This window comes from Streptomyces sp. NPDC052020, from assembly GCF_040680575.1.
Lineage (GTDB): Bacteria > Actinomycetota > Actinomycetes > Streptomycetales > Streptomycetaceae > Streptomyces.
In genome coordinates, this window is the sequence record NZ_JBFAWY010000010.1 from 80,260 (window position 1) to 106,315 (window position 26,056).

23 protein-coding genes and 1 tRNA gene are annotated in these 26,056 nt (G+C 72.1%); 10 read left to right on the forward strand and 14 right to left on the reverse strand.

Annotated features, from left to right (window positions below):
* Window positions 1-88 precede the first annotated feature (88 nt).
* From AB0L74_RS13010 to AB0L74_RS13025, 4 genes are all read right to left on the reverse strand, one after another.
* On the reverse strand, window positions 89-778 hold the full coding sequence (locus AB0L74_RS13010) for a DUF488 family protein (protein ID WP_105867867.1): 690 nt from the start codon (window positions 776-778) through the stop codon (window positions 89-91).
* Between the two features lie 260 nt (window positions 779-1,038).
* Window positions 1,039-1,112: transfer RNA gene (locus AB0L74_RS13015), tRNA-Pro, on the reverse strand.
* Window positions 1,113-1,146: 34 nt separating this feature from the next.
* On the reverse strand, window positions 1,147-1,902 hold the full coding sequence (locus AB0L74_RS13020; protein WP_365649700.1) for a Pr6Pr family membrane protein: 756 nt from the start codon (window positions 1,900-1,902) through the stop codon (window positions 1,147-1,149).
* Window positions 1,903-2,112: 210 nt separating this feature from the next.
* Window positions 2,113-3,039 carry a metallophosphoesterase gene (locus AB0L74_RS13025; RefSeq protein ID WP_365649703.1) on the reverse strand — a complete coding sequence of 309 codons (927 nt, stop codon included), beginning with the start codon at window positions 3,037-3,039 and terminating at the stop codon, window positions 2,113-2,115.
* 152 nt (window positions 3,040-3,191) lie between these two features.
* On the opposite strand from AB0L74_RS13025, the gene AB0L74_RS13030 reads away from it, so the two are divergent.
* On the forward strand, window positions 3,192-3,656 hold the full coding sequence (locus AB0L74_RS13030; protein ID WP_365649706.1) for a GatB/YqeY domain-containing protein: 465 nt from the start codon (window positions 3,192-3,194) through the stop codon (window positions 3,654-3,656).
* A 220-nt stretch (window positions 3,657-3,876) separates the two neighbouring features.
* Here AB0L74_RS13030 and AB0L74_RS13035 read toward each other — a convergent pair whose 3' ends face one another.
* Entirely contained in the window at window positions 3,877-6,174 is a 2,298-nt protein-coding gene (locus AB0L74_RS13035; RefSeq protein WP_365649709.1) for a transglycosylase domain-containing protein, read from the reverse strand.
* Between the two features lie 473 nt (window positions 6,175-6,647).
* Here AB0L74_RS13035 and AB0L74_RS13040 point away from each other — a divergent pair, with 473 nt between their 5' ends.
* A complete protein-coding gene (locus tag AB0L74_RS13040; protein ID WP_205616309.1) occupies window positions 6,648-6,983 on the forward strand; it encodes a WhiB family transcriptional regulator in 336 nt (111 codons plus the stop codon).
* A 17-nt stretch (window positions 6,984-7,000) separates the two neighbouring features.
* On the opposite strand, the gene AB0L74_RS13045 is transcribed toward AB0L74_RS13040, so the two are convergent.
* Together AB0L74_RS13045 and AB0L74_RS13050 are read right to left on the reverse strand one after the other, a co-directional pair.
* The gene (locus AB0L74_RS13045; protein WP_365649713.1) at window positions 7,001-8,467 is read right to left on the reverse strand and encodes an ArsA-related P-loop ATPase; all 1,467 of its coding nucleotides are present in this window, start codon (window positions 8,465-8,467) and stop codon (window positions 7,001-7,003) included.
* A 164-nt stretch (window positions 8,468-8,631) separates the two neighbouring features.
* On the reverse strand, window positions 8,632-9,609 hold the full coding sequence (locus AB0L74_RS13050) for an ArsA-related P-loop ATPase (protein WP_365649716.1): 978 nt from the start codon (window positions 9,607-9,609) through the stop codon (window positions 8,632-8,634).
* Between the two features lie 107 nt (window positions 9,610-9,716).
* Between AB0L74_RS13050 and AB0L74_RS13055 the strand changes: the two genes are divergently transcribed.
* The 5 genes from AB0L74_RS13055 to AB0L74_RS13075 all read left to right on the forward strand — a co-directional run bounded on the left by AB0L74_RS13055 (window position 9,717) and on the right by AB0L74_RS13075 (window position 13,601).
* Window positions 9,717-9,878, forward strand: coding sequence for a DUF4177 domain-containing protein (locus AB0L74_RS13055; protein WP_003975360.1), 162 nt, complete (start codon window positions 9,717-9,719; stop codon window positions 9,876-9,878).
* Window positions 9,875-10,342, forward strand: a complete 468-nt coding sequence (locus tag AB0L74_RS13060; protein WP_365649719.1) for a RidA family protein — start codon at window positions 9,875-9,877, stop codon at window positions 10,340-10,342. Before AB0L74_RS13055 ends, AB0L74_RS13060 begins: the two co-directional genes overlap by 4 nt.
* Before the next feature lie 396 nt (window positions 10,343-10,738).
* Window positions 10,739-11,731 (forward strand): alpha/beta hydrolase, encoded by a 993-nt coding sequence (locus AB0L74_RS13065; RefSeq protein WP_365649722.1) that lies wholly within the window; start codon window positions 10,739-10,741, stop codon window positions 11,729-11,731.
* 47 nt (window positions 11,732-11,778) lie between these two features.
* The gene (locus tag AB0L74_RS13070) at window positions 11,779-12,774 is read left to right on the forward strand and encodes an NUDIX hydrolase (RefSeq protein ID WP_365649725.1); all 996 of its coding nucleotides are present in this window, start codon (window positions 11,779-11,781) and stop codon (window positions 12,772-12,774) included.
* Complete coding sequence (locus tag AB0L74_RS13075; protein ID WP_365649728.1) at window positions 12,771-13,601, forward strand: MBL fold metallo-hydrolase; 831 nt, start codon at window positions 12,771-12,773, stop codon at window positions 13,599-13,601. Before AB0L74_RS13070 ends, AB0L74_RS13075 begins: the two co-directional genes overlap by 4 nt.
* A gap of 36 nt (window positions 13,602-13,637) precedes the next feature.
* Here the strand turns inward: AB0L74_RS13075 and AB0L74_RS13080 are convergent, their stop codons facing one another.
* Complete coding sequence (locus AB0L74_RS13080) at window positions 13,638-14,312, reverse strand: Crp/Fnr family transcriptional regulator (protein ID WP_029382547.1); 675 nt, start codon at window positions 14,310-14,312, stop codon at window positions 13,638-13,640.
* A 275-nt stretch (window positions 14,313-14,587) separates the two neighbouring features.
* On the opposite strand from AB0L74_RS13080, the gene nth reads away from it, so the two are divergent.
* From nth to AB0L74_RS13095, 3 genes are all read left to right on the forward strand, one after another.
* Entirely contained in the window at window positions 14,588-15,805 is a 1,218-nt protein-coding gene (gene nth, locus AB0L74_RS13085; protein ID WP_365649731.1) for an endonuclease III, read from the forward strand.
* Window positions 15,806-15,860: 55 nt separating this feature from the next.
* Complete coding sequence (locus tag AB0L74_RS13090; protein WP_365649734.1) at window positions 15,861-16,550, forward strand: CoA pyrophosphatase; 690 nt, start codon at window positions 15,861-15,863, stop codon at window positions 16,548-16,550.
* A 126-nt stretch (window positions 16,551-16,676) separates the two neighbouring features.
* Window positions 16,677-17,876, forward strand: coding sequence for a MarP family serine protease (locus AB0L74_RS13095; RefSeq protein ID WP_365649737.1), 1,200 nt, complete (start codon window positions 16,677-16,679; stop codon window positions 17,874-17,876).
* A gap of 86 nt (window positions 17,877-17,962) precedes the next feature.
* Here the strand turns inward: AB0L74_RS13095 and AB0L74_RS13100 are convergent, their stop codons facing one another.
* The 6 genes from AB0L74_RS13100 to AB0L74_RS13125 form a co-directional block, all read right to left on the reverse strand.
* Window positions 17,963-18,145, reverse strand: a complete 183-nt coding sequence (locus AB0L74_RS13100; protein WP_365649740.1) for a hypothetical protein — start codon at window positions 18,143-18,145, stop codon at window positions 17,963-17,965.
* Between the two features lie 125 nt (window positions 18,146-18,270).
* Entirely contained in the window at window positions 18,271-19,236 is a 966-nt protein-coding gene (locus tag AB0L74_RS13105) for an alpha/beta hydrolase (protein WP_365649743.1), read from the reverse strand.
* Window positions 19,233-19,721, reverse strand: a complete 489-nt coding sequence (locus tag AB0L74_RS13110) for a phage holin family protein (protein WP_365649746.1) — start codon at window positions 19,719-19,721, stop codon at window positions 19,233-19,235. Before AB0L74_RS13110 ends, AB0L74_RS13105 begins: the two co-directional genes overlap by 4 nt.
* Before the next feature lie 88 nt (window positions 19,722-19,809).
* The gene (nhaA, locus tag AB0L74_RS13115) at window positions 19,810-21,240 is read right to left on the reverse strand and encodes a Na+/H+ antiporter NhaA (protein ID WP_365649749.1); all 1,431 of its coding nucleotides are present in this window, start codon (window positions 21,238-21,240) and stop codon (window positions 19,810-19,812) included.
* 226 nt (window positions 21,241-21,466) lie between these two features.
* A complete protein-coding gene (acs, locus tag AB0L74_RS13120; RefSeq protein ID WP_365649752.1) occupies window positions 21,467-23,422 on the reverse strand; it encodes an acetate--CoA ligase in 1,956 nt (651 codons plus the stop codon).
* A gap of 284 nt (window positions 23,423-23,706) precedes the next feature.
* A complete protein-coding gene (locus AB0L74_RS13125; RefSeq protein WP_365649754.1) occupies window positions 23,707-26,049 on the reverse strand; it encodes a SulP family inorganic anion transporter in 2,343 nt (780 codons plus the stop codon).
* Between the last annotated feature and the right edge of the window lie 7 nt (window positions 26,050-26,056).

Below are 26,056 nucleotides of genomic sequence, written 5' to 3' on the forward strand. Positions count from 1 at the left end.
CTGTCCCCCTCCCCTGAATCGCCCTGGTTCAGATGGGAAGGGAGCGCCCGTAGTCGGTCAAGACCGACGACACGGGGAGTGGCAGGGATCAGGCCAGCGGTCGCACGTCCACCGCGGCCCGCTTGCGGACCGTGTCCAGGACGACCTTGCGGTGGCAGCGCTCCTCGTCCTTCTCGAAGCACAGCACCGCCACACGAGAGTGTGCTGCGTGCTCAGCCAGGCGATCGAGATCCGTCTGTGCCTCGTCGGAGCGCAGGATGCTGCGGAACCGGGCGCGTCCCACGCTCACGCGGCCGTCCCAGAACGGGGCCCGGTTGTCCTTCGGGTTCCCCAACGCACGCAGGTGGGTGTACTCGATGCCGGCCTCGGCGAGCGCCTGCCCGAGGCGGGTCTTGCTGAAGCCGGGCTTGCGGCTGATCGGCGTGAGCCGTACGTCGGCAACCACCTGGATGTCGCTGTCCAGGAGGGAGGAGACGAAGGAGCCGATGTCGCGACCCTCATAACCCGCAGACCAGAGCCCGGGCGTCGGCTTCGCCTGTCGGAAGAGCTCCTCCAGCGATACGTCCAGGGCTTCCGCGATGTCGCCGACCGTGAAGAAACTCGGCTGGATCGCTCCCTCGCTCTCCAGCCGCCTCAGGGTGCTCGTGCCGACTCCTGCCTCCTTGGCAAGACGCTCCACCGACCATCCGCGCTCTTCGCGCAGGGACCGGATCCGCCGTGCGAGCGCTCGGGCCCGGGAGGCGTGGTCGGAGCTGTTCGCGGAGAGTCGAGCGGCCATGGGCGGTGATCCTAACGGGGTGCGAACCATGTCGTCCTGCCGTCCTGGGGAAGAAGCACGTTTCCGGTCGGTGAGAGGTGGGGATTCACGAGCGCACAGGAGGATCGGACGTCACGGCTGTGCCATCCACTCCCCACAGTGCACCTTCCTGGGAGACTCCGACCAAGATCGTCTCCCAGATTTCTCCCAAACGATCTACAAAGCCAGTCAGGGGCCTGATTCGATCTCTCGAATCAGGCCCCTGACCTGGTACTTCTCTGTCGGGGTGGCGGGATTTGAACCCACGACCTCTTCGTCCCGAACGAAGCGCGCTGCCAAGCTGCGCTACACCCCGAGTGTCGCTGCTGCTCGCGGCGACGACGTTTACTTTAGCCCACTGGCGGCCGGAGACGAAATCCGGTTTTCGGGCGGCGGGGGGTCGGGTCCGGGCGGAGGTGGTCGAGGCCTACCAGGAGGACGGCCAGGGCGTACGTGGACAGGCCCAGGAGGAGGGCGTTTCCCAGGGCGCTCGTGTAACCGTGCCGGGCGATGTCGAGGAAGGGGTAGAGGGGGCGGGTCGCCGCGCCGGTGGCGATGATCTCGCTGATGGCCAGGGAGAACGCCAGGTAGGCCAGGGGGTAGAGCAGCCAGGGGGCGGCTTGGCGGAGGCGCAGGCGGCCGGGGGCGGGCAGGAGGAGCCAGTCCAGGGCCGCGGCGAGCGGGGTGGCCGTGTGCAGGATGTGGCCCGCTCCCCCTGTCAGGGGGGAAGGGGGCGCCGCGTCGGCCAGGACCAGGTGGTGCACCAGGCCGGCGACCAGGACGTACAGCAGCGCGGCGCCGGTCAGGGCGGCCGGCAGGGGGCGGCGGGCGGTCCAGGCGCGGCGGGCCGCCAGGGTGAGGACCAGGGTCAGCAGGATGTTGGCCTGGACGGAGAAGTGGCCCAGGGCGTGAGGTGGGCCGCCCTGGAGGAGGGCGATCGTCACGCCGGTCGCGGCCACGAGGGCGGTCAGCAGGCGGAAGGCCGCCGCGAGCGGACGCCGTACCGGGGCTACGACGGCCGCGGCGGGCACGGGCGAGGACAGCGGCTTGGGCATGCCCGGTACGGCGGGCAGGTCCGGGATGTCCCTGGGTATGGGGGCGGTCATGCCCTCACGGTAGGAAAACCGGGCAAATGGGGCTATGCGGGTGGGCCGTATGGGTGGGCTGTGCGGGGCCGGGGTCGGGGCCGGGGTCGGCTGTGGGGGATTCCCGGCGGGCGTGCCCGGCCGCCGGCGCCCATCAAGCCCCGTGCCCACTGGCTCCGCCCGGCCGGACTGTCCCGGCCGGGCCGGTTGCCTCGGGTGGTCCAGGAATCCCTACTCGCGTCCCACCAGCGTCAGCAGCGTCGCCTCCGGCGGGCAGGCGAAGCGGACCGGGGTGTAGCGGTTCGTGCCGCAGCCGGCCGAGACGTGGAGGTAGGCCGTACGGTCCTGGGCCGTGTGGGTGGACAGGCCCTTCACCCGGTCGGTGTCCAGGTCGCAGTTGGTGACCAGGGCGCCGTAGAAGGGGATGCACAGCTGGCCGCCGTGGGTGTGGCCGGCGAGGACCAGCGGGTAGCCGTCCGCGGTGAAGGAGTCCAGGACGCGCAGGTAGGGGGCGTGGACCACGCCGATCGAGAAGTCCGCCGCCCCGGACGGGCCGCCCGCGACCTCCGCGTACCGGTCCCGCTTGATGTGCGGGTCGTCCAGGCCCGTCAGCTCGACCGACACGCCCTCGATCTTCAGGGTGCCGCGCGTGTTCGTCAGGTTGAGCCAGCCGGCCGCGTCGAAGCCGTCGCGGAGGTCCTCCCACGGGTTGTGGATCACTCCCTCGGCGGGCGGGTTGCCGTTCAGGCCGTGGCGCCCCTGGACCTTCTCGATCAGGTAGCGGGCGGGGTTGCGCAGCTTGGGGCCGTAGTAGTCGTTGGAGCCGAAGACGTACGCCCCGGGGAATTCCATCAGGGGGCCCAGCGCGTCCAGGACCTCCGGGACGCCCTCCGGGTCGGACAGGTTGTCCCCTGTGTTGATCACGAAGTCGGGGCGCAGGCCCGCCAGCGAGCGCAGCCAGCGCTGCTTCTTGCGCTGGCCGCCGACCATGTGGATGTCGGAGACCTGCAACACGCGCAAGGGGCGTATCCCGGACGGCAGGACGGGGACCGTCACTCGCCGGAGGCGGAAGGAACGGGCCTCGAAGCCGGCCGCGTACAACAGTCCGGCGGCGCCAACCGCCGTGATTCCCAGGGGTACTCCGTATCGCGCGCGCATGCGTCCATCGTGTCAGACCCCGGTGGTGCGGCGCGTCCCGGCCGCCGGTGTCGCAGCGGCGGACGTACGTGGTCACGCCACGGTTTCCGGCCAGCGCCGTGTCCCGTTAATCAGCGGGCGCCCCGCACCCGCCACCTGCGACAATCAATCGCATGACCACGCTCAAGTCGAAGCTGCAGGATGACCTCAACGCCGCGATCAAGGAGCGCGACGAGCTCCGCTCCTCGACGCTCCGGCTGACGCTCGCCGCGATCACCAAGGAGGAGGTCGCGGGGAAGGAGAAGCGCGAGCTCTCCGACGACGAGGTACAGAAGGTGATCACCCGCGAGGCGAAGAAGCGGCGTGAGGCCGCCGAGGCGTTCGCGCAGGGCGGTCGTCCCGAGCAGGCCGAGCGGGAGAAGGCGGAGGGCGAGGTCCTCGCCGCCTACCTGCCCAAGCAGCTGTCCGACGAGGAGCTGAACGCGATCGTCGCCCAGGCCGTCGAGGAGGCCAAGGCGGCCGGTGCCGAGGGGCCGCGGGCCATGGGAGCCGTGATGAAGATCGTGAACCCGAAGGTCGCGGGTCAGGCCGAGGGCGGCCGGGTCGCCGCCGCGGTCAAGAAGCTGCTCGCCGGCTGAGGAACCGCGCCCGGCGGCTGACGCCTGGCGCGGCTGACGGTCGACGGCCGTGCGGCGACCATGGACCTGGCTGGTGGCCGGGCCGTCACGCGGAACGGCGAGACGTGCCACACGCCGAAACGGCCGGCCCCTTCTTCCGCATGGATCCATGCGGGAGAAGGGGCCGGCCGTACGTCTGTCTCCCCGCTGCCGGCGTCGCACGGCAGCCGATCAGGCGGCCTCAGCCGCGCCGGCCCCCGTTGCCGCCGCCGTTGCCCTGGCCCTGGATGAAGTTCTCCGGGAGGGAAGGCGTCGGGAAGGTGCCGCCGCCGATCAGGCCGCCGAGGAAGCCCTCGTCGCCGCCGTCGTCACCGTTGTCCCCGTCGTTGCCCCTGTTCCCGTTCCCGTTCCCGTTGCCGCCGCCGTCGCGGTCTTCCTTGTCGTCCCGGTCGCGGTCGGTGTCGTCCGGGATGTCGACGAGGTTGAAGGACGGGGCGTCCTTGCCGGCCAGGGCGCCGGCCATGGCGTCCTTCCAGATCGGGCCCGGGACCTCGCCGCCGTAGACCAGGGGGTGGTAGACGCCGCCGATGGTGATGTTCTTCATCTCCACCTGCTGGGTGGCGCTGCCCACCCACACGGCACCCGACATGTTCGGCGTGTAGCCGGCGAACCAGGCGTTCTTGCGCTCGTCCGTCGTACCGGTCTTGCCGGCGCTCTCACGGTCGCTCAGGCCGGCCTGCCGGCCGGTGCCGGAGTCGACCACGCCGCGCAGGAGGGTGTTGATGCTGTCGGCGGTCCGCTCCGACATCGCCCGCGAGCAGGTCGACTTGGGCACCTGGAGCGAGCGCCGCTCGTTGCCGATCCTCTGGGCGATCGACTCGATGGCGACCGGCGTGCAGTACATGCCGCGGGAGGCGAAGGCGGCGTAGGCGCTCGCCATCGTCAGCGGGGACAGGCCGATCGAGCCGAGGGACAGCGAGGACGGGGTCTGCGGGACCTTGTCGCCGTTGCCCTGCCGGATGTGCAGCTTGTCGGTGAGGTTGACCACCGGGCACAGGCCGATGTCGGCGAGCAGCTGGACGAAGTAGGTGTTGACCGACTTGGCCATCGCCTCCTTCATCCGGTACGGGCCGACCTCCGACTCGTTCTCGTTGGTGAGCTTCTCCGGCTTGTTCGGGTCGTTGACCCACTGCTTGCCGTCACAGGCCGCGACCGGGCTCGGGTACTGCATCTCGTACGGCGACGAGTACTGCTGCGTCGGCGGGCGGCCCTGCTCCAGGGCGGCCGCCGCCACGAACGGCTTGAACGTCGAACCGGTCGGGAAGCCGAAGTTGGAGCCGCCCATGGCCGCGTCGACCGAGTAGTTGTACTCGGTCTCGTTCTTGCCGTAGCCGAGCGGCTTGGACTGGCCCATCGCGACGATCTTGCCGGTTCCGGGCTCGACCAGCGTGGCCGCCGCGGCGACCTCGTCCGATTGGTTGACGTGACCCCTGAGCGAGTCCTGGACCGCTTCCTGCGCCTGCGGGTCCAGCGTCGTACGGATGGTCAGGCCGCCCTGGTTCCAGAGCTTGGCGCGCTCCTCCCGGGACTTGCCGAAGACCGGGTCGCTGAGGAAGACCTTCTCCACGTACTTGCAGAAGAAGCCCGCGTCCTTCACCGCCGTGATGCAGCCGTTCGCGGGACGGCTGACCTTCAGGCCGAGCGGGGTCTTCTTGGCCGCCTCGGCCTCCGCCTGGGTGATGTCGCCGACCTCGGCCATGCGCTGGAGTACGACGTTGCGCCGCTTGGTGGCCTCCGCCTCGTCGTTCACCGGGTTGTAGCGGGTGGGCGACTGGACGATGCCGGCGAGCAGGGCCGACTCCTGGAGGTTCAGCTCCTTGGCGGACTTGGAGAAGTACCGCTGGGCGGCGGCCTCGACGCCGTAGGCCTGCTGGCCGAAGAAGGTGATGTTCAGGTAGTTCTCGAGGATCTTCTTCTTGCCGAGCTCCTCCTCGACCTGGATCGCGTACTTCAGTTCGCGGATCTTGCGGCCGAGGGTCTGCTGGGTGGCCTGGGCGACCTTCGTCGGGTCGTCGCCGGCCTCCTCGACGAAGACGTTCTTCACGTACTGCTGGGTGAGCGTGGACGCGCCCTCGGCGACGCCGCCGCTCTGCGCGTTCTTGTTCAGCGCGCGCAGTACGCCCTTCAGGTCGACCGCGCCGTGCTGGTAGAAGCGCGAGTCCTCGATCGCGACGATCGCCTTCTGCATGTACGGCGAGATGTCCTTCAGCGGGACCACCGTGCGGTCGCGGGAGTAGACCGTGGCGATCCGGCCGCCGTCGGCGTCGAGGATCGTGGTGCGCTGGCTCAGCGGCGGGGTCTTCAGGTTGGCCGGGAGCTCGTCGAAGCTCTCGACCGACCCTTTGGCGGCCAGCCCCAGCGCGCCCACCGCGGGCAGCGCGATGCCGGCCAGCACCGCTCCCGAGAGCACGCTGACACCGAGGAACCTGGCGGCCTGCTGTGTCGGTGACAGACCACCGCCCGAGCGCTTGTTTGGCATGAAAGCAGCCTACGTTCTTATTCGCCGGACACGCGTATATGCCTTGGCCTAAGCTGCTCTCAACTGTCACAGCAGTCAGGTCATGTATCAACACGTGCGCCGGTACCGAAACGTTCCGGGCGTGCTCGATTTTTACTGTGGCGCGGCTCGGGACGGGGCGCGCCGGGATGCGCCGGGGTGCGCTGGCGCACATGGCGCCGCGTGAGGGGACCGCGTCCGAATCCGCCTCATGTGTCATTCGGTGACCGTTGTGGCGCTATGGATATAACCCGAATGCCAGGATAGTCGCGCATGTCGCCAGGTCACTCCTGCGGGTGATCTGCCGCTTACCCATAGTCCGTTCGGACCATTCAAGATTGGGCCCAGAGGGGGTGTTGCGCTGTGCCCACCTTCCGTAACGTCCTCAACTGGCGGCGGTGAATATGCCGCTGCCGCCGTGGGGGAGCCTCGATTCGGGAGAGGACGGCGCCGGTATGGGCTGGGTGACCGACTGGAGTGCGCAGGCTGCCTGCCGCACTACCGATCCGGATGAACTGTTCGTTCAGGGAGCAGCGCAGAACAGGGCCAAGGCGGTGTGCACCGGGTGCCCGGTGCGGACCGAGTGCCTGGCCGACGCGCTGGACAATCGCGTCGAGTTCGGCGTCTGGGGAGGCATGACGGAACGGGAGCGCCGCGCACTGCTGCGCCGGCGGCCCACCGTCACCTCCTGGCGCCGGCTGCTGGAGACCGCGCGGACGGAGTACGAGCGAGGGGCCCGGGTCATGCCCCTCGACGAAGACGTGTGCGGGAGCTACGCGGCCGTGAGCTGAGGCCGGCCCGCTCCGCCTCACCCCTGCGTACCAGGCAGCTCCCGACGTCCCGTCGCGAGGCGGTCCCCGATGTCCCGCAGTCCCGCGAGGTCGTGCACATCGCCGGGGAGTGCTGCCACCTCGGTCACGGCCACCTCCGGGTGGCGCGCGGTGAAGCGGTCCCGCGTGCGCTGCTCACGGGCGAGCACCTGCATACGGTCCGCGTGCAGCCTCAGCAGACCCGCGGTGAGCCGGTCGACAGCGGCTTCCTGGTCGTCAGAGACTTCCTGGTCGTCAGAGGCTTCCTGACCGGCAGAGGTCTCCGCGCCCGCCTTGGTGCTCGCGTCCGTCTCCGGGGTCGCTTCCGGGTACGTGTCTGTGTCCGTGTCCGTTCCTGCGGCTGTGTCCGCGGCTGTCTCCGCCTTCCCGGTCCCTGAGGACCCGGTGGCCGCCCGCGCGGCCGTGGGGGAGCCGTCGCCGGGAGCGCCCGAGGCGGAGATGTCCTGGCTGAGAGAGTCTGAAGTGTCGTGCGTATCGGGAGAGTTACGAAAATCAGCTTTCCCGCTGTCCTGATCCACAATGCGGGACTCTTCAAGATTTTCTGCGGCGGCGAGAGCCCGCTCCGCGGACAGCCGGGCGGCACCGCTGCCGTGGACCCGGTTGAGGACCAGACCGGCGAGCGGCATGTCCTCGGCCGCCAGCCGCTCCACGAAGTACGCGGCCTCGCGCAACGCGTCCCGCTCCGGGGCCGCGACCACCAGGAACGCCGTGCCGGGCGCCTGGAGCAGCCGGTAGGTCGCGTCGGCACGCGTCCGGAACCCGCCGAAGGTTGTGTCCATCGCGGCCACGAACGTCTGTACGTCCTTCAGGAGCTGGCCGCCGAGCAGCTTGCCGAGCGTGCCGGTCATCATCGACATGCCGACGTTCAGGAACTTCATCCCGGCGCGCCCGCCCAGCTTCGCCGGGGCCGTCAGCAGCCGGATCAGCCGCCCGTCCAGGAAGGACCCCAGGCGCTTGGGCGCGTCCAGGAAGTCCAGCGCCGAGCGGGACGGCGGGGTGTCGACGACGATGAGGTCCCACTCGTCGCGCGCCCGCAGCTGGCCCAGCTTCTCCATCGCCATGTACTCCTGCGTGCCGGCGAAACCCGCGGAGAGCGACTGGTAGAAGGGGTTGTTCAGGATCGCGGCGGCCCGCTCGGGATCCGCGTGCGCCTCGACGATCTCGTCGAAGGTGCGCTTCATGTCGAGCATCATCGCGTGCAGCTCACCGCCCGCGGAGTCGTCGATGCCCTTCACCCGGCGCGGGGTGTTGTCCAGCGAGTCGATGCCCATGGACTGGGCGAGCCGCCGGGCCGGGTCGATGGTGAGCACGACCACCTTGCGGCCCCGCTCGGCCGCGCGCAGCCCGAGAGCCGCCGCGGTGGTGGTCTTGCCGACACCGCCCGAGCCGCAGCACACCACGATGCGTGTCTTCGGATCCTCCAGCAGCGGATCGAGCTCCAGCATCCGCGCCGGGGAGAGATGACGGGCGCTTTCCTGTCCCTGACTCCGGGACTGCCCCTGGCTCGGGGACTGTCCCTGACTCCGGGACTGCCCCTGGCTCGGGGACTGTCCCTGACTCCGGGACGGCGCCGCACCCCGTGGGGTCTGTGTCGTGGCCGGGTCCGGACTCATGCGATCCCCTGCTTCCGCAGCTCGGTGGCCAGTTCGTAGAGCCCCGCCAGGTCCATGCCCTCGGCGAGCAGCGGCAGTTCGTGCAGCGGCAGGCCGAGCTCGCCGAGCACGGCCCGCTGCTCCTGCTCCAGCGAGAACCGCTCCGCGTACTCCTCCGCCTGCGCCAGCAGCGGGTCCACCAGCCGCTCGGCGTGCCCGCCGCGCCGCGCCCCGCCGAGCCCGGCCGCCGACAGCGACTTCGCCAGCGCCGTACGCGGTGTGGTCCGTACGCGTTCCAGGCCGGCGGCGTCCAGCACCTCGGGCCGCACCATGTTCACCATGATCCGCCCCACCGGAAGCCGGGCGCCGCGCAGCTCGGCGATGCCGTCCGCGGTCTCCTGGACCGGCATCTCCTCCAGCAGCGTCACCAGATGCACCGCCGTCTCGGGCGACTTGAGCACGCGCATCACGGCCTGCGCCTGATTGTGTATCGGGCCGATCTTCGCCAGCCCGGCCACCTCGTCGTTGACGTTGAGGAAGCGGGTGATGCGGCCGGTCGGCGGCGCGTCCATCACGACGTAGTCGTAGGTGAACCGGCCGGACTTCTCCTTGCGCCGCACCGCCTCGCAGGCCTTGCCGGTGAGCAGGACGTCTCTCAGGCCCGGCGCGATGGTGGTGGCGAAGTCGATCGCGCCGAGCTTCTTCAGGGCCCGTCCGGCACCGCCGAGTTTGTAGAACATCTGGAGGTAGTCCAGAAGCGCCAGTTCGGCGTCGATGGCGAGGGCGTACACCTCCCCGCCCCCCGGAGCGACGGCGATCTTCCGCTCCTCATAGGGCAGCGCTTCGGTCTCGAAGAGCTGCGCGATGCCCTGGCGGCCCTCGACCTCGACGAGAAGCGCGCGCTTCCCCTCGGTGGCGAGGGCCAGCGCGAGGGCCGCGGCCACCGTGGTCTTGCCGGTACCGCCCTTGCCGCTGACGACCTGGAGCCTGCTCACGTCTTCGAGCGTAACCAGTCCGGCCGCGGTCCGAGCGAGAGGCTGTGGACAACGGGGGCCGCGGTCGGCCACCTGACCCGCGTCCGGCAGCGGCTAGAGTCGGCCGCATGACCAAGTGGGAATACGCAACCGTGCCTCTGCTCGTCCACGCCACGAAGCAGATTCTGGACACCTGGGGCGAGGACGGCTGGGAGCTCGTCCAGGTCGTCCCCGGGCCGAACAACCCCGAGCAGCTCGTGGCCTACCTGAAGCGGGAGAAGCAGGCGTGAGCGCGGTCGAGGCGAAGCTGGCCGAACTCGGCCTGTCGCTGCCGCAGGTCGTGCCGCCGCTCGCCGCGTACCAGCCGGCCGTGCGGTCCGGCCCGTACGTCTACACCGCCGGCCAGCTGCCCATGGTGGACGGCAAGCTTCCGGTGACCGGCAAGGTGGGCGGGGAGGTGACCCCGGAGGAGGCCAAGGAGCTGGCGCGCACCTGCGCGCTGAACGCCCTGGCCGCCGTGAAGTCCGTCGCCGGTGACCTCGACCGCGTCGCGCGCGTGGTGAAGGTCGTCGGCTTCGTGGCGTCCGCAGCCGACTTCACCGGCCAGCCGGGCGTCCTGAACGGCGCCAGCGAGCTTCTGGGCGAGGTCCTCGGCGACAAGGGCGTCCACGCCCGCAGCGCGGTCGGCGTGGCGGTGCTGCCGCTGGACGCGCCGGTGGAGGTCGAGATCCAGGTGGAGCTGACCGGCGAGTAGGACGTCCGGTACGTCATTGAATCGGCGGTTCCTTCGGGTGCGGTTCCTTCGGGTGCGGTGCGTCCGGGTGCGGTAAGTCCAGTCACGGTGCCTTGTTTCTCGGTATGCCCGGGATAGGACACCGTACGGCCGTGCCTCTTTGCCGGTTCGGCAAAGACCCTGGTCGGCGGTGTGACGGTCGTCCCAGGATCGGTGCCGGGACACGGCGGTTCCGACAACCCCCGGGTGCCGCCCCGCGCGTGCCAGGGCGGCCCCCCGGGACGCCGGCCGTCCGCACGGGCCCGGGTCGTCCGGTCACCCGCCGGCCCCGAGGACCCGTCGGCTCCAGGGGCCCGCCGGCCCCGACGACCCGGCGGCCGCCCACGGGCCGGCCGCCCGCACCCACCGGGAGGATCCATGCCGCACCCGCCCACCACTGGCCCCGTCCATCGCCTGGTGCCCGCACCGGCCGGCCGGATCCATCTGGTCGAGCAGGGGAGCGGTCCCCTGGTCCTGCTGGTCCACGGCTTCCCCGAGACCTGGTACTCCTGGCGCCGCCAGCTGCCCGCCCTGGCCGCCGCCGGATTCCGCGCCGCCGCGCTCGACGTGCGCGGTTACGGACGCTCCTCCCGGCCCGGGGCGGTCGACGCGTACCGGATGACGGAGCTGGTGGCGGACAACGCCGCCGTGGTGGAGGCCCTGGGAGAGCGGTCGGCGGTGATCGTCGGACACGACTGGGGCGCGCCGATCGCCGCCACCTCCGCACTGCTGCGGCCCGACGTGTTCCGCGCGGTGGGCCTGCTCAGCGTGCCGTACACCCCGCCGGGCGGCCCGAAGCCCAGCGAGACGTTCGCGGCCCTGGGCGGCCCGTCCGCCGAGCAGGAGTTCTACGTCTCGTACTTCCAGGAGCCCGGTCGCGCGGAGGCGGAGATCGAGCCCGACGTGCGCGGCTGGCTCGCCGGCCTCTACGCCGCCCTGTCGGCCGACACCATGCCGCCGCCCGGCGCCCCCGACCCGCACTTCGTCACCGCCGGCGGCAGGATGCGCGACCGGTTCCCCGCCGGGCGGCTGCCCTCCTGGCTCACCGAAGAGGACCTCGACGTCTACGCCGGGGAATTCGAACGCACCGGCCTGACCGGCGCCCTGAACCGGTACCGGAACATGGACCGCGACTGGGCCGACCTGGCCGGCCACCACGGCGCCGCCCTCACCCAGCCGTCCCTGTTCGCCGGCGGGACCCAGGACGCCTCCACCACCTGGCTCTCCGACGCCATCGAGGCGTTCCCCGTGACGCTGCCCGGGCTGTCCGCCGCGCATCTCCTCGACGGCTGCGGCCACTGGATCCAGCAGGAGCGTCCCGAGGAGACCAACCGCGTCCTGACCGACTGGCTGGCCGGCCTGCCCGCGTGAACCGCGAGCCACTCGAACATCCGCCCGTCAGCGGATAGCCTCCGGCCATGGCGAATGGTCAGGGGAATGGTCAGTGGTACCCACCGGAGTGGCCCGACCGGATCCGCGCGCTCGCGGCGGGCAGTCTCACCCCGGTCGTCCCCAGACGCGCGGCCACCGTCATGCTGCTCAAGGACACCGGCGCCGGTCCCGTCGTCCACCTGCTGCGCCGCCGCGCCTCCATGGCCTTCGCCGGGGGCGCGTACGCCTATCCGGGCGGCGGCGTCGACCCGCGCGACGGGGGCGCCGCCCCGCTGGAGGGAAGCCGGGAGCCCGGGGCAGACCGGGACATCGGCTGGGCGGGCCCCACGCGCGCGTGGTGGGCGGAGCGGCTCGGCGTCGACGAGACCGCCGCCCAGGCGATCGTCTGCGCCGCCGTGCGGGAGACGTACGAGGAGGTCGGCGTCCTCCTCGCCGGCCCCACCGCGGACTCCGTGGTCGGCGACACCACGGACCCGGACTGGGAGGCCGACCGCGCCGCGCTGGTCGCCCGCGACCTGTCCTTCGCGCAGTTCCTCCGGCGGCGGGGACTGGTGCTGCGCTCGGACCTCCTCGGCGCCTGGGCGCGCTGGATCACCCCCGAGTTCGAGGCCCGCCGCTACGACACGTGGTTCTTCGTGGCCGCGCTCCCGCGCGGACAGCGCACGCGCAACGCCTCCACGGAGGCCGACCGGGCGGTGTGGACGACGCCGGCCGACGCGGTGGCCGGATACGACAAGGGCGAGCTGCTGATGATGCCGCCGACCATCGCCACCCTGCGCCAGCTGACGGAGTACGGCTCGGCGGCCGGGGCGCTCGCCGCGGCACCCGGCCGTGATCTGACGCCCGTGCTGGCCGAGGCCCGCCTGGCGGACGGCGAGGTCGTCCTGACCTGGCCGGGCCACGACGAGTTCACCAAGCGCGTCCCCCTCGCCCAGCACACCACCGGGCCCGCCCCGGCCACCGGGCCCGCCCCGGCCACCGACGCCATCCCGACCACCGAGACCGGGGGAGCCCCCGCATGACGGACGCAAGCGCGCTGCCCGGTCGGCCCCGGGGCGGGGTCCTCTCGGGGCCCGCTACCGCACGGGCCGTCAACGTCCTGGCGCCCAACGCCTCGCCGATGACGCTGGACGGCACGAACACCTGGATCCTGTCCGAGCCGGACTCCGACCTGGCCGTCGTGGTCGATCCCGGCCCGCTCGACGACGGCCACCTGCGGCACGTCGTCGACACGGCCGAACGGGCGGGCAAGCGCGTCGCCCTGACCCTGCTGACCCACGGCCACCCGGACCACGCCGAGGGCGCCGCCCGCTTCGCCGAGCTGACCGGCACGCGCGTACGCGCCCTCGACCCGGCGCTGCGCCTGGGCGAGGAGGGCCTGGGCGCCGGGGACGTGATCACCGTCGGCGGCCTGGAGCTGAGGGTCGTACCGACCCCCGGCCACACCGCGGACTCCCTCTCCTTCCACCTCCCGGCCGACCGGGCCGTCCTGACCGGCGACACGGTCCTGGGGCGCGGTACGACGGTCGTGGCACACCCCGACGGGCGCCTGGGCGACTACCTGGACTCGCTGCGGCGCCTGCGGTCCCTCACGGTCGACGACGGGGTGCACACGGTGCTGCCCGGCCACGGGCCCGTCCTGGAGGACGCCCAGGGCGCCGTCGAGTACTACCTCGCCCACCGCGCCCACCGCCTCGCCCAGGTGGAGACGGCCGTCGAGGACGGCTACCGGACCCCGGCCGAGGTCGTCGCCCACGTGTACGCGGACGTCGACCGCTCCCTGTGGCCGGCGGCGGAGCTGTCGGTGCGGGCGCAGATGGAGTACCTGGAAGAGCACGGGCTCATCTAGGGTCCGTGCGGCCGCGCGGGCGGCGCGGCGGCGGTGTCAGCGCGAGCGCTTGGCGAGCCGCTCCACGTCCAGCAGGATCACCGCGCGGGCCTCCAGGCGCAGCCAGCCGCGCTGGGCGAAGTCCGCCAGGGCCTTGTTGACCGTCTCGCGGGAGGCGCCGACCAGCTGGGCCAGCTCCTCCTGCGTCAGGTCGTGCACGACGTGGATGCCCTCCTCGGACTGCACGCCGAAGCGGCGGGACAGGTCCAGCAGGGCGCGGGCGACGCGGCCGGGGACATCGGAGAAGACCAGGTCGGACATGGCGTCGTTGGTCTTGCGCAGGCGGCGGGCGACGGCCCGCAGCAGGGCCGCGGCCACCTCGGGACGGGCGTTCAGCCAGGGCTGGAGGTCACCGTGGCCGAGGCCCAGCAGCTTGACCTCCGTCAGCGCGGTGGCGGTCGCGGTGCGCGGGCCCGGGTCGAAGAGCGACAGCTCGCCGATCAGCTCACCGGGGCCGACGACGGCCAGCATGTTCTCGCGGCCGTCGGGGGACGTGCGGTGGAGCTTGACCTTGCCTTCCGTGACCACGTACAGGCGATCTCCGGGGTCGCCCTCGTGGAACAGCGAGTCACCGCGGGCGAGGGTCACCTCACTCATGGAGGCGCGGAGCTCCGCGGCCTGCTCGTCGTCGAGCGCCGCGAAGAGCGGGTTGCGCCGCAGAACGTCGTCCACGAGTTATCTCCTTGTCGACCTGCTCAGGGGATCTTGTTCCCCCGTGTACCAGGGGACCGTGGTGCCCATTTTGCCGGACGGTCCAAACAGTGTGATCTGTCACAAGGATGCCGCACACGTGTCCCGGGGTACGCGGCAGGGGTCCGATTGGACGCCGATCTTCGGGGTCCGGGGCGGATGTCGGTGCCGGGCCGTAGGCTGGCCGGGTGTCCAAAACGCCGGTGAGAGCGCAGGCCGAGGGGGCTGGACGGGTGGTTGCACGTCGCGATTCCGCTGTGGGCGAACAGAGCCCGGAGGGTGGCAGTAAAACGGCGAAAACAACAAAGCGGACGGCCGGGAAGAAGGCCGCCGCCGAGCGGGGCACGGCGCGGGCGTCCGCCGCCGGGAAGGCGGCCGAGGCCCCTGCCGGGAAGGCCGCCGAGAAGCCGGCGGCGGTCGCCGCCGGGAAGACGGCCGGGAAGCCGAAGCCCCAGACGGCCGGAAAGGCGGCGGCCAAGAAGGCCCCGGCGAAGAAGGCGGCGGCCAAGAAGGCCCCGGCCGGTAAGGCGGCCGCCAAGAAGACCCCGGCGAAGAAGGCGACCGCCGCGAAGGCCTCCCCCGGTCGGCCGGTCGTCGCGACGGCGGGGCCCGCCAGGAAGCCCGCCGTCGTCCCCGAGCGGACCACCGTCGACGTGGAGGGCACCGCCCCGGTGAAGACCGTCGCCGCCAAGGCGCCCCGGGGCGAGTCGCGCACCGCGCTGGTGCGCCGCGCCCGCCGGATCAACCGCGAGCTCGCCGAGGTCTACCCGTACGCCCACCCGGAGCTGGACTTCGACAGCCCCTTCCAGCTGCTGGTCGCCACGGTCCTGTCCGCGCAGACCACCGACCTCCGGGTCAACCAGACCACCCCGGCCCTCTTCGCGAAGTACCCCACCCCCGAGGACCTGGCCGCCGCCGTCCCCGAGGAGGTCGAGGAGATCCTCCGGCCCTGCGGGTTCTTCCGGGCGAAGACCCGGTCGGTCATCGGGCTGTCGAAGGCCCTGACGGAGGAGTTCGGCGGCGAGGTCCCCGGGCGGCTCGAAGACCTCGTCAAGCTGCCGGGCGTCGGCCGCAAGACGGCGTTCGTCGTCCTCGGCAACGCCTTCGGCCGCCCCGGCATCACCGTGGACACGCACTTCCAGCGGCTGGTGCGCCGCTGGAAGTGGACCGACGAGACCGACCCGGACAAGATCGAGGCCGCCGTCGGCACGCTATTCCCCAAGAGCGACTGGACGGACCTCTCGCACCACGTGATCTGGCACGGCCGCCGCATCTGCCACGCCCGCAAGCCCGCCTGCGGCGCCTGTCCCATAGCCCCGCTCTGCCCGGCGTACGGCGAGGGGGAGACCGATCCGGAGAAGGCGAGGAAACTGCTCAAGTACGAGAAGGGCGGCCTCCCCGGCCAGCGCCTGAAGCCCCCGCGGGCATATCTGGACGCGGGCGGCAGGCCGGCGCCGCCGCTGGGGGCCGGGTGACGGAACGATCTCCTCGGTACCGGGCGTTGAGCAGGGCAGGACGACGGGGGTGGCGATGACACGCGCGAGCGGGACCCAGGGCGTGACGCTGAGCACGGAGGGCCTGCCGGGCTGGCTGGATCCGGTGGTGCGGGCGGCGGAGACGGTCCAGCCCAGGCAGCTGAGCCGGTTCCTGCCGCCCGAGGACGGCGCCGGACGGCAGTCGGCCGTGCTGATCCTGTTCGGCGAGGGCGAGCGGGGCCCTCAGCTGCTGCTGATGGAGCGGGCGAGCTCGCTGCGCTCCCACGCGGGCCAGCCGTCCTTCCCCGGCGGCGCCCTCGACCCGCAGGACGGCGACCCGGAGGGCGACGGCCCGCTGCGGGCCGCCCTGCGGGAGGCCGAGGAGGAGACCGGACTCGATCCGTCCGGTGTCCAGCTCTTCGGGGTGCTGCCGAGGCTCTACATCCCGGTCAGCGGCTTCGTCGTCACGCCCGTACTGGCCTGGTGGCGGGAGCCCAGCCCGGTCGGCGTCGTCGACCCGAACGAGACGGCACGGGTCTTCACGGTCCCCGTGGCGGATCTCACCGACCCCGCCCACCGCGCGACCGCGGTCCACCCCTCCGGCCACAGCGGTCCGGCATTCCTGGTCGAATCGGCCCTGGTGTGGGGCTTCACGGCCGGGATCATCGACCGGCTGCTGCACTACGCGGGCTGGGAGCGGCCCTGGGACCGGGACCGGCGGGTCCCGCTCGACTGGCGGTCGTGACAGGGTGGCCCACGTGCTGTGTTTCCCCGGGAGGCGCCGTGTCCCGCCGCCGCTGCCGTCGCGCGGCGGGCCAGAGCCCGGTCCCGGGCGGTGTGAGCGGAAGACGACGAGGCGAGGCCGGAATCGGTGAACGTGCTGGACATCCTGTTGCTGATCGCCGCCGTCTGGTTCGCGATCGTCGGCTACCGCCAGGGCTTCGTCGTCGGCATCCTGTCGGTGATCGGCTTCCTCGGCGGCGGCCTCGTCGCCGTCTACGCGCTGCCCGTGGCCTGGGACGCGCTGACGGACAGCGCGGAGGTGAGCACGGCCGCCGCCGTCGTCGCGGTCGTCGTGGTGATCGTCTGCGCGTCCGTGGGCCAGGCCCTGACCACCCACCTCGGCAACCGGCTGCGCCGGTACATCACCTGGACCCCGGCCCGCGCCCTGGACGCCACCGGCGGCGCCCTCGTCAACGTCGTCGCGATGCTGCTGGTCGCCTGGCTGATCGGATCGGCGCTGGCGGGCACGACCCTGCCCACGGTCGGCAAGGAGGTCCGCGGCTCCAAGGTGCTGCACGGCGTCTCCCGGGCGCTGCCCGCGCAGGCCGACACCTGGTTCGCCGACTTCTCCTCCGTCCTCGCGCAGAACGGCTTCCCGCAGGTGTTCAGCCCGTTCGCCAACGAGCCGATCACCGACGTCCGGCCCCCGGACCCGGCCCTGGCGGGCAGCGCCGTCGCCACCCGCGCCCAGCGCTCCATCGTCAAGGTCACCGGCACCGCCACCGGCTGCGGCAAGGTCCTGGAGGGCACCGGCTTCGTCTTCGGCGAGCGGCGGGTGATGACCAACGCCCACGTCGTCGGCGGCGTCGACGAGCCCGTCGTCCAGATAGGCGGCGAGGGCCGAGGGTACGACGCGACGGTCGTCCTCTACGACTGGCGGCGGGACATCGCCGTCCTGGACGTGCCGGACCTCCGGGCGCCCGCGCTGCGGTTCGCCGAGGAGGACGCGGGCAGCGGCGACGACGCGATCGTGGCGGGCTTCCCCGAGAACGGGGCGTACGACGTGCGCGCCGCGCGCGTGCGCGGCCGCATCACGGCCAACGGCCCGGACATCTACCACCGCGACACCGTCCGCCGGGACGTGTACTCGCTGTACGCGACCGTCCGCCAGGGCAACTCCGGCGGCCCGCTGCTCACCACGGACGGCGAGGTCTACGGCGTGGTCTTCGCCAAGTCCCTCGACGACGCCGAGACGGGGTACGCGCTCACCGTGGACGAGATCCGGGAGGACATCGCCCGGGGCCGCACCGCCAACCAGCAGGTGGACAGCGACAGCTGCGCGCTCTAGGGCCTGTCGTCAAACTCTCGTCTGCCTCGCGACCCGCTCTTCCGGCGGACGACGGGAGTTTGACGACAGGCCTGGCGCGCGCCGGGTCAGTCGCGGGCGTGGCGCAGGCGCACCGAGACCCAGCGGGCCCGGCGGCGCAGGATGTGCGGAATGCCCACGCGGGGGTCCGCCTCCACCAGTTGTGAGGCGCCGCCTCGCTGGTGGGTGCTCACACCGCTCGCGGAGCGGGGGTCGCGTGCCGCGTCACTGTAGTCGTGCGTCCAGCCCATACCCGGACCTGTGCCCCCGCCCGAAGGTCCATAACCGCTCGGCGGGCCGCCAATTGGCCTATGCGCCGGGCAAGTGGTGGGCCATAGAACGGCTTTTCGGTTCCGGGTGTCGGAATGTTCGTTCGTCACCGGTCCGGTTCCGGATCCTTCAGCCAATTGACCAGTTCGGCGGAGAAGGCGACCGGATCCTCTTCGTGCGGGAAGTGCCCGAGGCCGTCGAACAGCCGCCACCGGTAGGGCGCTTCGACGTACTCGGCGGATCCGGCCGCGCTGCGCGCCCGCACCACGGGGTCGAGCGATCCGTGCAGATGCAGCGTCGGCACGCGCAGGGGCCGCTTCATACGCCGGTTGAACTGGATGCCGTCCGGGCGGGCCAGCGACCGCACCATCCACCGGTAAGGCTCGATGGAGCAGTGCGCCGTGGACGGGATGCACATGGCGCGGCGGTAGACCTCCACCGCCTCGTCGTCCACGCCGCGCGGGCCCGCCCAGTCCCGGATCAGCCGGCCCACCAGCGCGCCGTCGTCGGCGGTCAGCTGCCGTTCCGGGATCCAGGGACGCTGGAACCCCCAGATGTGGGACCCGGCCCGCGTCTGCCTGATGTCGGCGAGCATCGCCGAGCGCCAGCGGCGCGGGTGCGGCATGGAGGCCACCGCGAGCCGCCGCACCAGCTTGGGGCGCATGGCGGCCGCCGTCCACGCCAGGTAGCCGCCCAGGTCGTGACCGACCAGCGCGGCGTCCGGCTCACCGAGGGAGCGGACGACGCCGGTGATGTCGAGGGCGAGGCCCGCCGGGTCGTAGCCGCGCGGGGTGCGGTCGCTGCCGCCGACGCCGCGCAGGTCCATGGCGACCGCGCGGAAGCCCGCGTCGGCGAGCGCCACGAGCTGGTGGCGCCAGGTCCACCAGAACTGCGGGAAGCCGTGCAGCAGCAGCACCAGCGGCCCGTCGCCCAGCTCGGCGATGTGGAAGCGGGCGCCGTTGGCGGCGACGTCCCGGTGGATCACCTCGCGTCCGCCGGGCACGCCGAGGCGTACGACCGAGGCGGGTTGCGCCGGGGGGGATTGACCCGAGGGGAGGGAGGAGCCCGTCATGAGGACGAGCGTGCCACAGCCTCGATGGCTTCGGGACCGCGGTCCTGCGGCAGCTCCGGCCTCGGGTGCGGCTTGGCCTTCTGGAGCACGCCCGCGGTCTGCTTCACCGAGGCGGCGACCTTCTGCGGTCCGCGGCCCTTCTTGGCCTTCTTGGCGAAGGCCACGCCGATCAGCGCGAGGGCCGCGGCGACCAGCACGTTGGCCGCGAAGGACAGCAGGAAGCAGAGGGCGAGGTTCCAGTGGCTCCAGGTGCGGATGCCGTAGGCGAGGGCGAAGTTCAGCATCGGCAGCGAGAACAGCAGCACCGCGCCCGCCAGCGAGAAGGCCCCGCCGCTGGTCGCGCCCCGCTTGACGTCCTGCTTGAGCTGTGCCTTGGCCAGCGCGATCTCGTCGTGCACCAGCGCCGACAATTCCGTGGTCGCCGAGGCGAACAGCTGGCCGATGCTGCGTTCGGTGCCGACCGGGCTGCCGTCGGGTGCGCTCATCGCGGTCTCCCTCTCGTGCCTGCGGTTCCGTGGCGGCCGTCTTCTTCCCGACTGCGTACGGTCCCGTCTTTTGTACCGTCTCGTCAGATCATGCCGGACCGCCGCGCTCCTCGCCTGCCCCGCCCGCCACTTCGGCAACCCCGTGCCGCTCGGCGGTCTTCTCCTGGGCGATCCGCCGGTGCTCGGCGGCCTTCCGGTCGTAGATGGCGGCCATGCGCAGGTGGTAGGCCGGGTCGTCCTCCTCGTAGATGTCCGGGATGCCGCTGAGGTCCTCGTCGCGCTCCTCGGCCTCGATCAGCTTGCGGTACTTGGCGTTCCGTATCCGCAGCAGCACCGTCGCCAGGCAGGCCGCGATCAGGGAGCCGGTCAGGACGGCGGCCTTGACCTCACCGGTCATCGTCGCGTCGCCCTCGAAGGCGAGCTCGCCGATGAGCAGGGAGACCGTGAAGCCGATCCCGGCCAGGGTCGCCACCGCGAACACGTCGGCCCAGGCGAGCTCGTCGCTGAGCGAGGCCCGGGTGAAACGCGCCGTCAGCCAGGTGCCGCAGAAGATGCCGAGCGTCTTGCCGGCCACGAGTCCGAGGACCACCCCGAGCGTCTCCGGCCGGGTGAACACGTCGGCGAGCGCCCCGCCGGAGACGGACACGCCCGCGCTGAACAGGGCGAACAGCGGCACGGCCAGGCCCGCCGACAGGGGCCGCACGAGGTGCTCGATGTGCTCGCCCGGGGAGTGCTCCTCACCCTCGCGGCGGTGGCAGCGCAGCATCAGGCCCATGGCGACACCGGCGATGGTGGCGTGGACGCCGCTGTTGTACATCAGGCCCCAGATCACGGCCGCCAGCGGGACGTACACGTACCAGCCCCGTACGCCCGCGCGCAGCAGCAGCCAGAAGACGGCGAGGCCGGCGGCGGCACCGCCGAGCGCGGCGAAGTTCAGCGACTCGGTGAAGAAGACCGCGATGATCAGGATGGCGAACAGGTCGTCGACGACGGCGAGGGTGAGCAGGAAGGCCCGCAGGGCGCTCGGCAGCGAGGTGCCGATGACGGCGAGGACGGCCAGCGCGAAGGCGATGTCGGTGGCGGTGGGCACCGCCCAGCCCGCCAGGGAGCCGCCCCCGGCGACGTTGGTGAGGGTGTAGACGAGCGCCGGTACGGCCATGCCGCACAGGGCCGCCACGACCGGCAGGGCGGCGGCCTTGGGGTCCTTGAGGTCACCGGCGACGAGTTCGCGCTTGAGCTCGATCCCGGCGACGAAGAAGAAGACGGCGAGGAGTCCGTCCGCCGCCCAGTGGGCGACCGACAGGTTCAGGCCGAGGGCGCCGGGGCCGAAGTGGAAGTGGCTGACGCTTTCGTAGCTGTCGTGCAGCGCGGGTATGTTCGCCCAGACCAGGGCCGCGATGGCGGCGGCCAGCAGCAGCACCCCGCCGACGGTCTCGGTGCGCAGCGCGTCGGTGACGAAGGTCCGCTCCGGCAGCGAGAGACGGCCGAAGAGCTTGCGGGCGGTACGGGGCGCGGTCACGGGGAGACCTCCGGATGTGGACAGCACGGAACACGTGCCGACCAGACTTCCCGGCGCACCATGAGGATCTTGTTGTGTCTTTTACGCGTTCCTTAGCTTACCTAATGTGCGAGGAGCGGGCCGGATGACCGTCGTGCCGGGGGACGTCCCGGTGCGCGAAGGGGCACCCGGCGCGCACTGCGCCGGGTGCCCCTTCGGCGGCCGTTCAGTCCCGGCCGGGCGCCGGTCAGTCCTCGCTCGGGGCCTTCGGCAGCTTGGCCTGGATGAGGTCCATGACGGCGGAGTCGGTGAGCGTGGTGACGTCACCGAGCTGCCGGTTCTCCGCCACGTCCCGCAGCAGACGGCGCATGATCTTGCCGGAGCGGGTCTTGGGCAGCTCCGCCACCGGCAGGATCCGCTTGGGCTTGGCGATCGGGCCGAGCGTGGCGCCGACGTGACCCCGCAGCTCCGCGATCAGGTCCTCGGTCTCCGCCGTCGTGCCGCGCAGGATCACGAACGCCACGATGGCCTGCCCGGTCGTCTCGTCCGCCGCGCCCACCACGGCCGCCTCGGCGACCGCCGGGTGGGAGACCAGCGCCGACTCGACCTCGGTGGTGGAGATGTTGTGGCCGGAGACGAGCATCACGTCGTCGACGCGCCCGAGCAGCCAGATGTCGCCGTCGTCGTCCTTCTTGGCGCCGTCGCCGGCGAAGTACCTGCCCTCGAAGCGCGACCAGTAGGTGTCGATGAACCGCTGGTCGTCGCCCCAGATGGTGCGCAGCATGGAGGGCCACGGCTCGGTGAGGACGAGGTAGCCGCCCCCGCCGTTGGGCACCTCGTTCGCCTCGTCGTCGACGACGGTGGCGCAGATGCCGGGCAGCGGGCGCTGGGCGGAGCCCGGCTTGGCCTCGGTGACGCCCGGCAGCGGCGAGATCATCATGGCGCCGGTCTCGGTCTGCCACCAGGTGTCGACGACCGGGGTGCGGTCCGCGCCGATGTTCTTGCGGTACCAGACCCACGCCTCGGGGTTGATCGGCTCGCCGACCGAGCCGAGGACCCGCAGGGAGGACAGGTCGAACTTGGCGGGGATGTCGTCGCCCCACTTCATGAAGGTGCGGATCGCGGTCGGGGCGGTGTAGAGGATCGTCACCCCGTACTTCTGCACGATCTCCCAGAAGCGGCCCTGGTGCGGGGTGTCGGGCGTGCCCTCGTACATGACCTGCGTCGCGCCGTTGGCCAGCGGGCCGTAGACGATGTACGAGTGGCCGGTGACCCAGCCGACGTCCGCGGTGCACCAGTACACGTCGGTCTCGGGCTTGAGGTCGAAGACCGCCCAGTGGGTGTAGGCCGCCTGGGTGAGGTAGCCGCCGGAGGTGTGCAGGATGCCCTTCGGCTTCCCCGTGGTGCCGGAGGTGTAGAGGATGAACAGCGGGTGCTCGGCCTCGAACGCCTCCGGGGTGTGCTCGGCGGACTGCCGGCCGACGACCTCGTGCCACCACAGGTCGCGGGAGTCGTTCCAGGCGACGTCCTGGCCGGTGCGGCGGACCACGAGGACGTGCTCGACGTTGCCCGCCCGCTCGGCGGCCTCGTCGACGGCCGGCTTCAGGGCGGACGGCTTGCCGCGCCGGTAGCCGCCGTCGGCGGTGATGACGACCCGGGCGTCGGCGTCCTGGATGCGGGTGGCGAGGGCGTCGGAGGAGAAGCCGCCGAAGACCACCGAGTGGGCGGCGCCGATCCGGGCGCACGCCAGCATCGCGATCGCGGTCTCCGGGATCATCGGCATGTAGATCGCGACCCGGTCGCCCTTGCGGACACCGAGCTCCAGCAGGGCGTTGGCCGCCTGGGAGACCTCGTCCTTGAGCTGGGCGTAGGTGAGGGCGCGGCTGTCGCCGGGCTCGCCCTCGAAGTGGATTGCGACGCGGTCGCCGTGACCGGCCTCCACGTGCCGGTCCACGCAGTTGTACGCGACGTTGAGGGTGCCGTCCTTGAACCACTTGGCGAACGGCGGGTTCGACCAGTCGAGCGTCTCGGACGGCTCCTTGGCCCAGCTCAGCCGGCGGGCCTGCTCGGCCCAGAAGCCGAGCCTGTCAGCCTTGGCCTGTTCATACGCCTCTGCCGTGACGTTGGCGTTCGCGGCCAGGTCGGCGGGGGGCGCGAACCTGCGGTTCTCACGCAGCAGGTTGGCCAGGCTTTCGTTGCTCACGACATCTCCCTTTCTCAGGGTGTGCGCTGTGTCCCAGGCCACAGCTCATCAGACACGAGGGGCCGGTGACAAGGGCCGACGGGTTATTGGTTTAGACCTCTGGGCGCCGACGCCGGCCTCTGCGGCGGTGGCCCCGGCGGTCCGCGGTCATCCCTACCCACGGATGCCGGGCGGCGGGAGTTCAGGCCGGACGGGCCGCTCGCGTCCGGCGGGCGCCGCCGCACCGGCAGGCCGGTGCGCGGCCCGCGCCGGGGCGGACCGCGCACCGGTTCTCCTCGGAAGCGTCAGGCGGGCTGGCCGGCCTCCTCCCGTACGAGGGTGAACACCCCGTCGCCCTCCTCGGCGGAGAGCAGATACGCCTGGGCCTCGCCGACGTGGAAGTACATGCCGTGCAGCTCCAGTTCACCCGCCTGGAGGGCCCGGCTCACCGAGTCGTGGGCGCGCAGGTGCTCCAACTGCTGCACCACGTTGGTCAGGCACAGCTGCTCGACCGCGTCGGCGGGCTCGCGTCCGGCCAGCCGGACGGGGGAGCCGCCGGTGCCGGCCATGCGGTCCAGGCTCGGCAGCCCGTGCCGCAGCCACCGCTTGAGGGGGGTTCGCGCACCGCCCGGCTCCGAGCTGATCAGCGCCTGCATGGCGCCGCACCCGGAGTGCCCGCACACCGTGATGGACCGCACCTTCAGCACGTCCACCGCGTACTCGATCGCGGCGGACACCGAGTCGTCGCCGCTCTCCTCGCCGGGCAGCGGCACGAGGTTGCCCACGTTGCGCACCACGAACAGGTCGCCCGGGCCGCTGGAGGTGATCATCGAGGTGACCAGCCGGGAGTCGGCGCAGGTCAGGAAGAGCTGCGAGGGCCGCTGACCCTCCCGGGCCAGCCTGGCCAGCTCCCCGCGCACCAGCGGGGCCGTGTTGCGCTGGAACGCGCTGATGCCGCGGGCCAGTTCGTGCCCGGTCGGCTCACCGGTCCCGCCCGCCGCACCGCCGGACTCGGGCGCGGCCGGCGGGCGTTCGTGGCACTGGTGGTTGCGCCAGGGCGTCCAGGGGCTGCAACGGCAGTCCCCCGAGTCGGCGGGCGCGGAGATGCGGGTGCCGGGGCGGCGGCTGGTGATGTCGACGCTGCCGCCCTGCGCGGTGTGCGTCTTCTGCCAGTCCTGGAGCGTCTCGTAGGCCGCGTGGTCCATGAACGAGCCGTCCAGCTCGACCACGACGTCGGTGCCGTGCGGCACCAGATGCAGGGCCCGGCTGAGCCGTGGCACCGCGAGGAACGTCAGCTGCCCCCGTACCTGTACGTGGTGGACTCCCTCCCTCTCCTCGTGCGTGATCCGCGTGCGGGTCAGGCGGTGCAGGGCGACGGCGACGGCGACGGCGACCCCGAGGGCGACGCCCCCCAGGACGTTGAAGCCGATGACGCCGAGGGTGGTGACGACGTACACCAGCACCTCGCGGTGGCGGGTCACCGTGCGGATGTGGTTCAGGGACACCATCTGGATGCCGACCGACATGACCAGGGCGGCGAGCGAGGCGAGCGGGATGAGCTCCAGGGCCGGGGCCGTCAGCAGCGCGGCGATCACCACGAGACCGCCGTGCAGCATCGTGGAGTTCCGGCTCACGGCGCCCGCGTTCACGTTGGCCGTGCTGCGTACGGCCACGCCCGCGATGGGCAGGCCGCCGAGCGCGCCGGAGGCGATGTTGGCGGCGCCCTGGCCGAGCAGCTCCCGGTCCAGGTCGGACCGTGCGACGCGGCCGGACAGGTCCGGCCGGGCGGCGACCAGCTTGTCCACGGCGACCGCGCCGAGCAGCGACTGCACGCTGCACACGAGCGTGATGGTCAGGACGGCGGCCGCCAGGCCCAGCACCGGGCCGTCGGGCAAGGTGGCCAGGGCGTGGTTGCTCCAGGACGGCAGGTCGACCTTGGGCAGCCGGAGCCCGGCGAGCGCCGCGACCGCGGTGGCCCCGGCGACGGCGACGAGCGCGGCCGGGGCCTTGCGCAGGATCCGCCCGGCCCGGCCGGGCAGCCGGGGCCACAGCATCAGCAGGGCCAGGGTCAGCGCGCTCACGGACACCGAGGCCGGACGCAGGTCGGCCAACTGGCCGGGCAGGGCGCGCAGATTGTCCGGGACGGAACTCTGGGGGGTGCCGCCGAGGACGATGTGCAGCTGGGCGACGGCGATGGTGACGCCGATGCCGGCGAGCATGCCGTGCACGATGGCGGGGCTGACGGCGAGCGCGGTGCGCGCCACGCGCAGACAGCCGAGGCCCAGCTGGGCGATTCCGGCGAACACGGTGATGGCGCAGGTCGCGCGCCAGCCGTACTGGTGGATGAGGTCGGCGGTGACCACCGTGAGTCCGGCGGCGGGGCCGCTGACCTGGAGCGGGCAGCCGCCCAGCCGTCCGACGACGATCCCGCCCACCGCGGCGGCGACGAGGCCGGCCTGGAGGGGGGCGCCGGTGGCGAGGGCGATGCCCAGGGACAGGGGGAGGGCGATCAGGAAGACCGCGATGGAGGCCGACACGTCGGCGCCCGCGACGCGGAAGCGGCGGGGCCGGTGCGGCGGACTGGGGGGTTGGTGAAGGTGCTGGCTCGGAGCCGAGTCGTCGGTGCGGGTGGGGACGCAGGCTGACATGTTTCCC

Excerpts from the sequence above, each read along its gene's own strand:
- AB0L74_RS13010 (WP_105867867.1), bottom strand. The coding sequence starts at position 778 with ATGGCCGCTCGACTCTCCGCGAACAGCTCCGACCACGCCTCCCGGGCC.
- AB0L74_RS13020 (WP_365649700.1), bottom strand. The coding sequence starts at position 1,902 with ATGACCGCCCCCATACCCAGGGACATCCCGGACCTGCCCGCCGTACCG.
- AB0L74_RS13025 (WP_365649703.1), bottom strand. The coding sequence starts at position 3,039 with ATGCGCGCGCGATACGGAGTACCCCTGGGAATCACGGCGGTTGGCGCC.
- AB0L74_RS13030 (WP_365649706.1), top strand. The coding sequence starts at position 3,192 with ATGACCACGCTCAAGTCGAAGCTGCAGGATGACCTCAACGCCGCGATC.
- AB0L74_RS13035 (WP_365649709.1), bottom strand. The coding sequence starts at position 6,174 with ATGCCAAACAAGCGCTCGGGCGGTGGTCTGTCACCGACACAGCAGGCC.
- AB0L74_RS13040 (WP_205616309.1), top strand. The coding sequence starts at position 6,648 with ATGGGCTGGGTGACCGACTGGAGTGCGCAGGCTGCCTGCCGCACTACC.
- AB0L74_RS13045 (WP_365649713.1), bottom strand. The coding sequence starts at position 8,467 with ATGCTGGAGCTCGATCCGCTGCTGGAGGATCCGAAGACACGCATCGTG.
- AB0L74_RS13055 (WP_003975360.1), top strand. The coding sequence starts at position 9,717 with ATGACCAAGTGGGAATACGCAACCGTGCCTCTGCTCGTCCACGCCACG.
- AB0L74_RS13065 (WP_365649722.1), top strand. The coding sequence starts at position 10,739 with ATGCCGCACCCGCCCACCACTGGCCCCGTCCATCGCCTGGTGCCCGCA.
- AB0L74_RS13070 (WP_365649725.1), top strand. The coding sequence starts at position 11,779 with ATGGCGAATGGTCAGGGGAATGGTCAGTGGTACCCACCGGAGTGGCCC.
- AB0L74_RS13075 (WP_365649728.1), top strand. The coding sequence starts at position 12,771 with ATGACGGACGCAAGCGCGCTGCCCGGTCGGCCCCGGGGCGGGGTCCTC.
- AB0L74_RS13090 (WP_365649734.1), top strand. The coding sequence starts at position 15,861 with ATGACACGCGCGAGCGGGACCCAGGGCGTGACGCTGAGCACGGAGGGC.
- AB0L74_RS13100 (WP_365649740.1), bottom strand. The coding sequence starts at position 18,145 with ATGGGCTGGACGCACGACTACAGTGACGCGGCACGCGACCCCCGCTCC.
- AB0L74_RS13105 (WP_365649743.1), bottom strand. The coding sequence starts at position 19,236 with ATGACGGGCTCCTCCCTCCCCTCGGGTCAATCCCCCCCGGCGCAACCC.
- AB0L74_RS13110 (WP_365649746.1), bottom strand. The coding sequence starts at position 19,721 with ATGAGCGCACCCGACGGCAGCCCGGTCGGCACCGAACGCAGCATCGGC.
- AB0L74_RS13125 (WP_365649754.1), bottom strand. The coding sequence starts at position 26,049 with ATGTCAGCCTGCGTCCCCACCCGCACCGACGACTCGGCTCCGAGCCAG.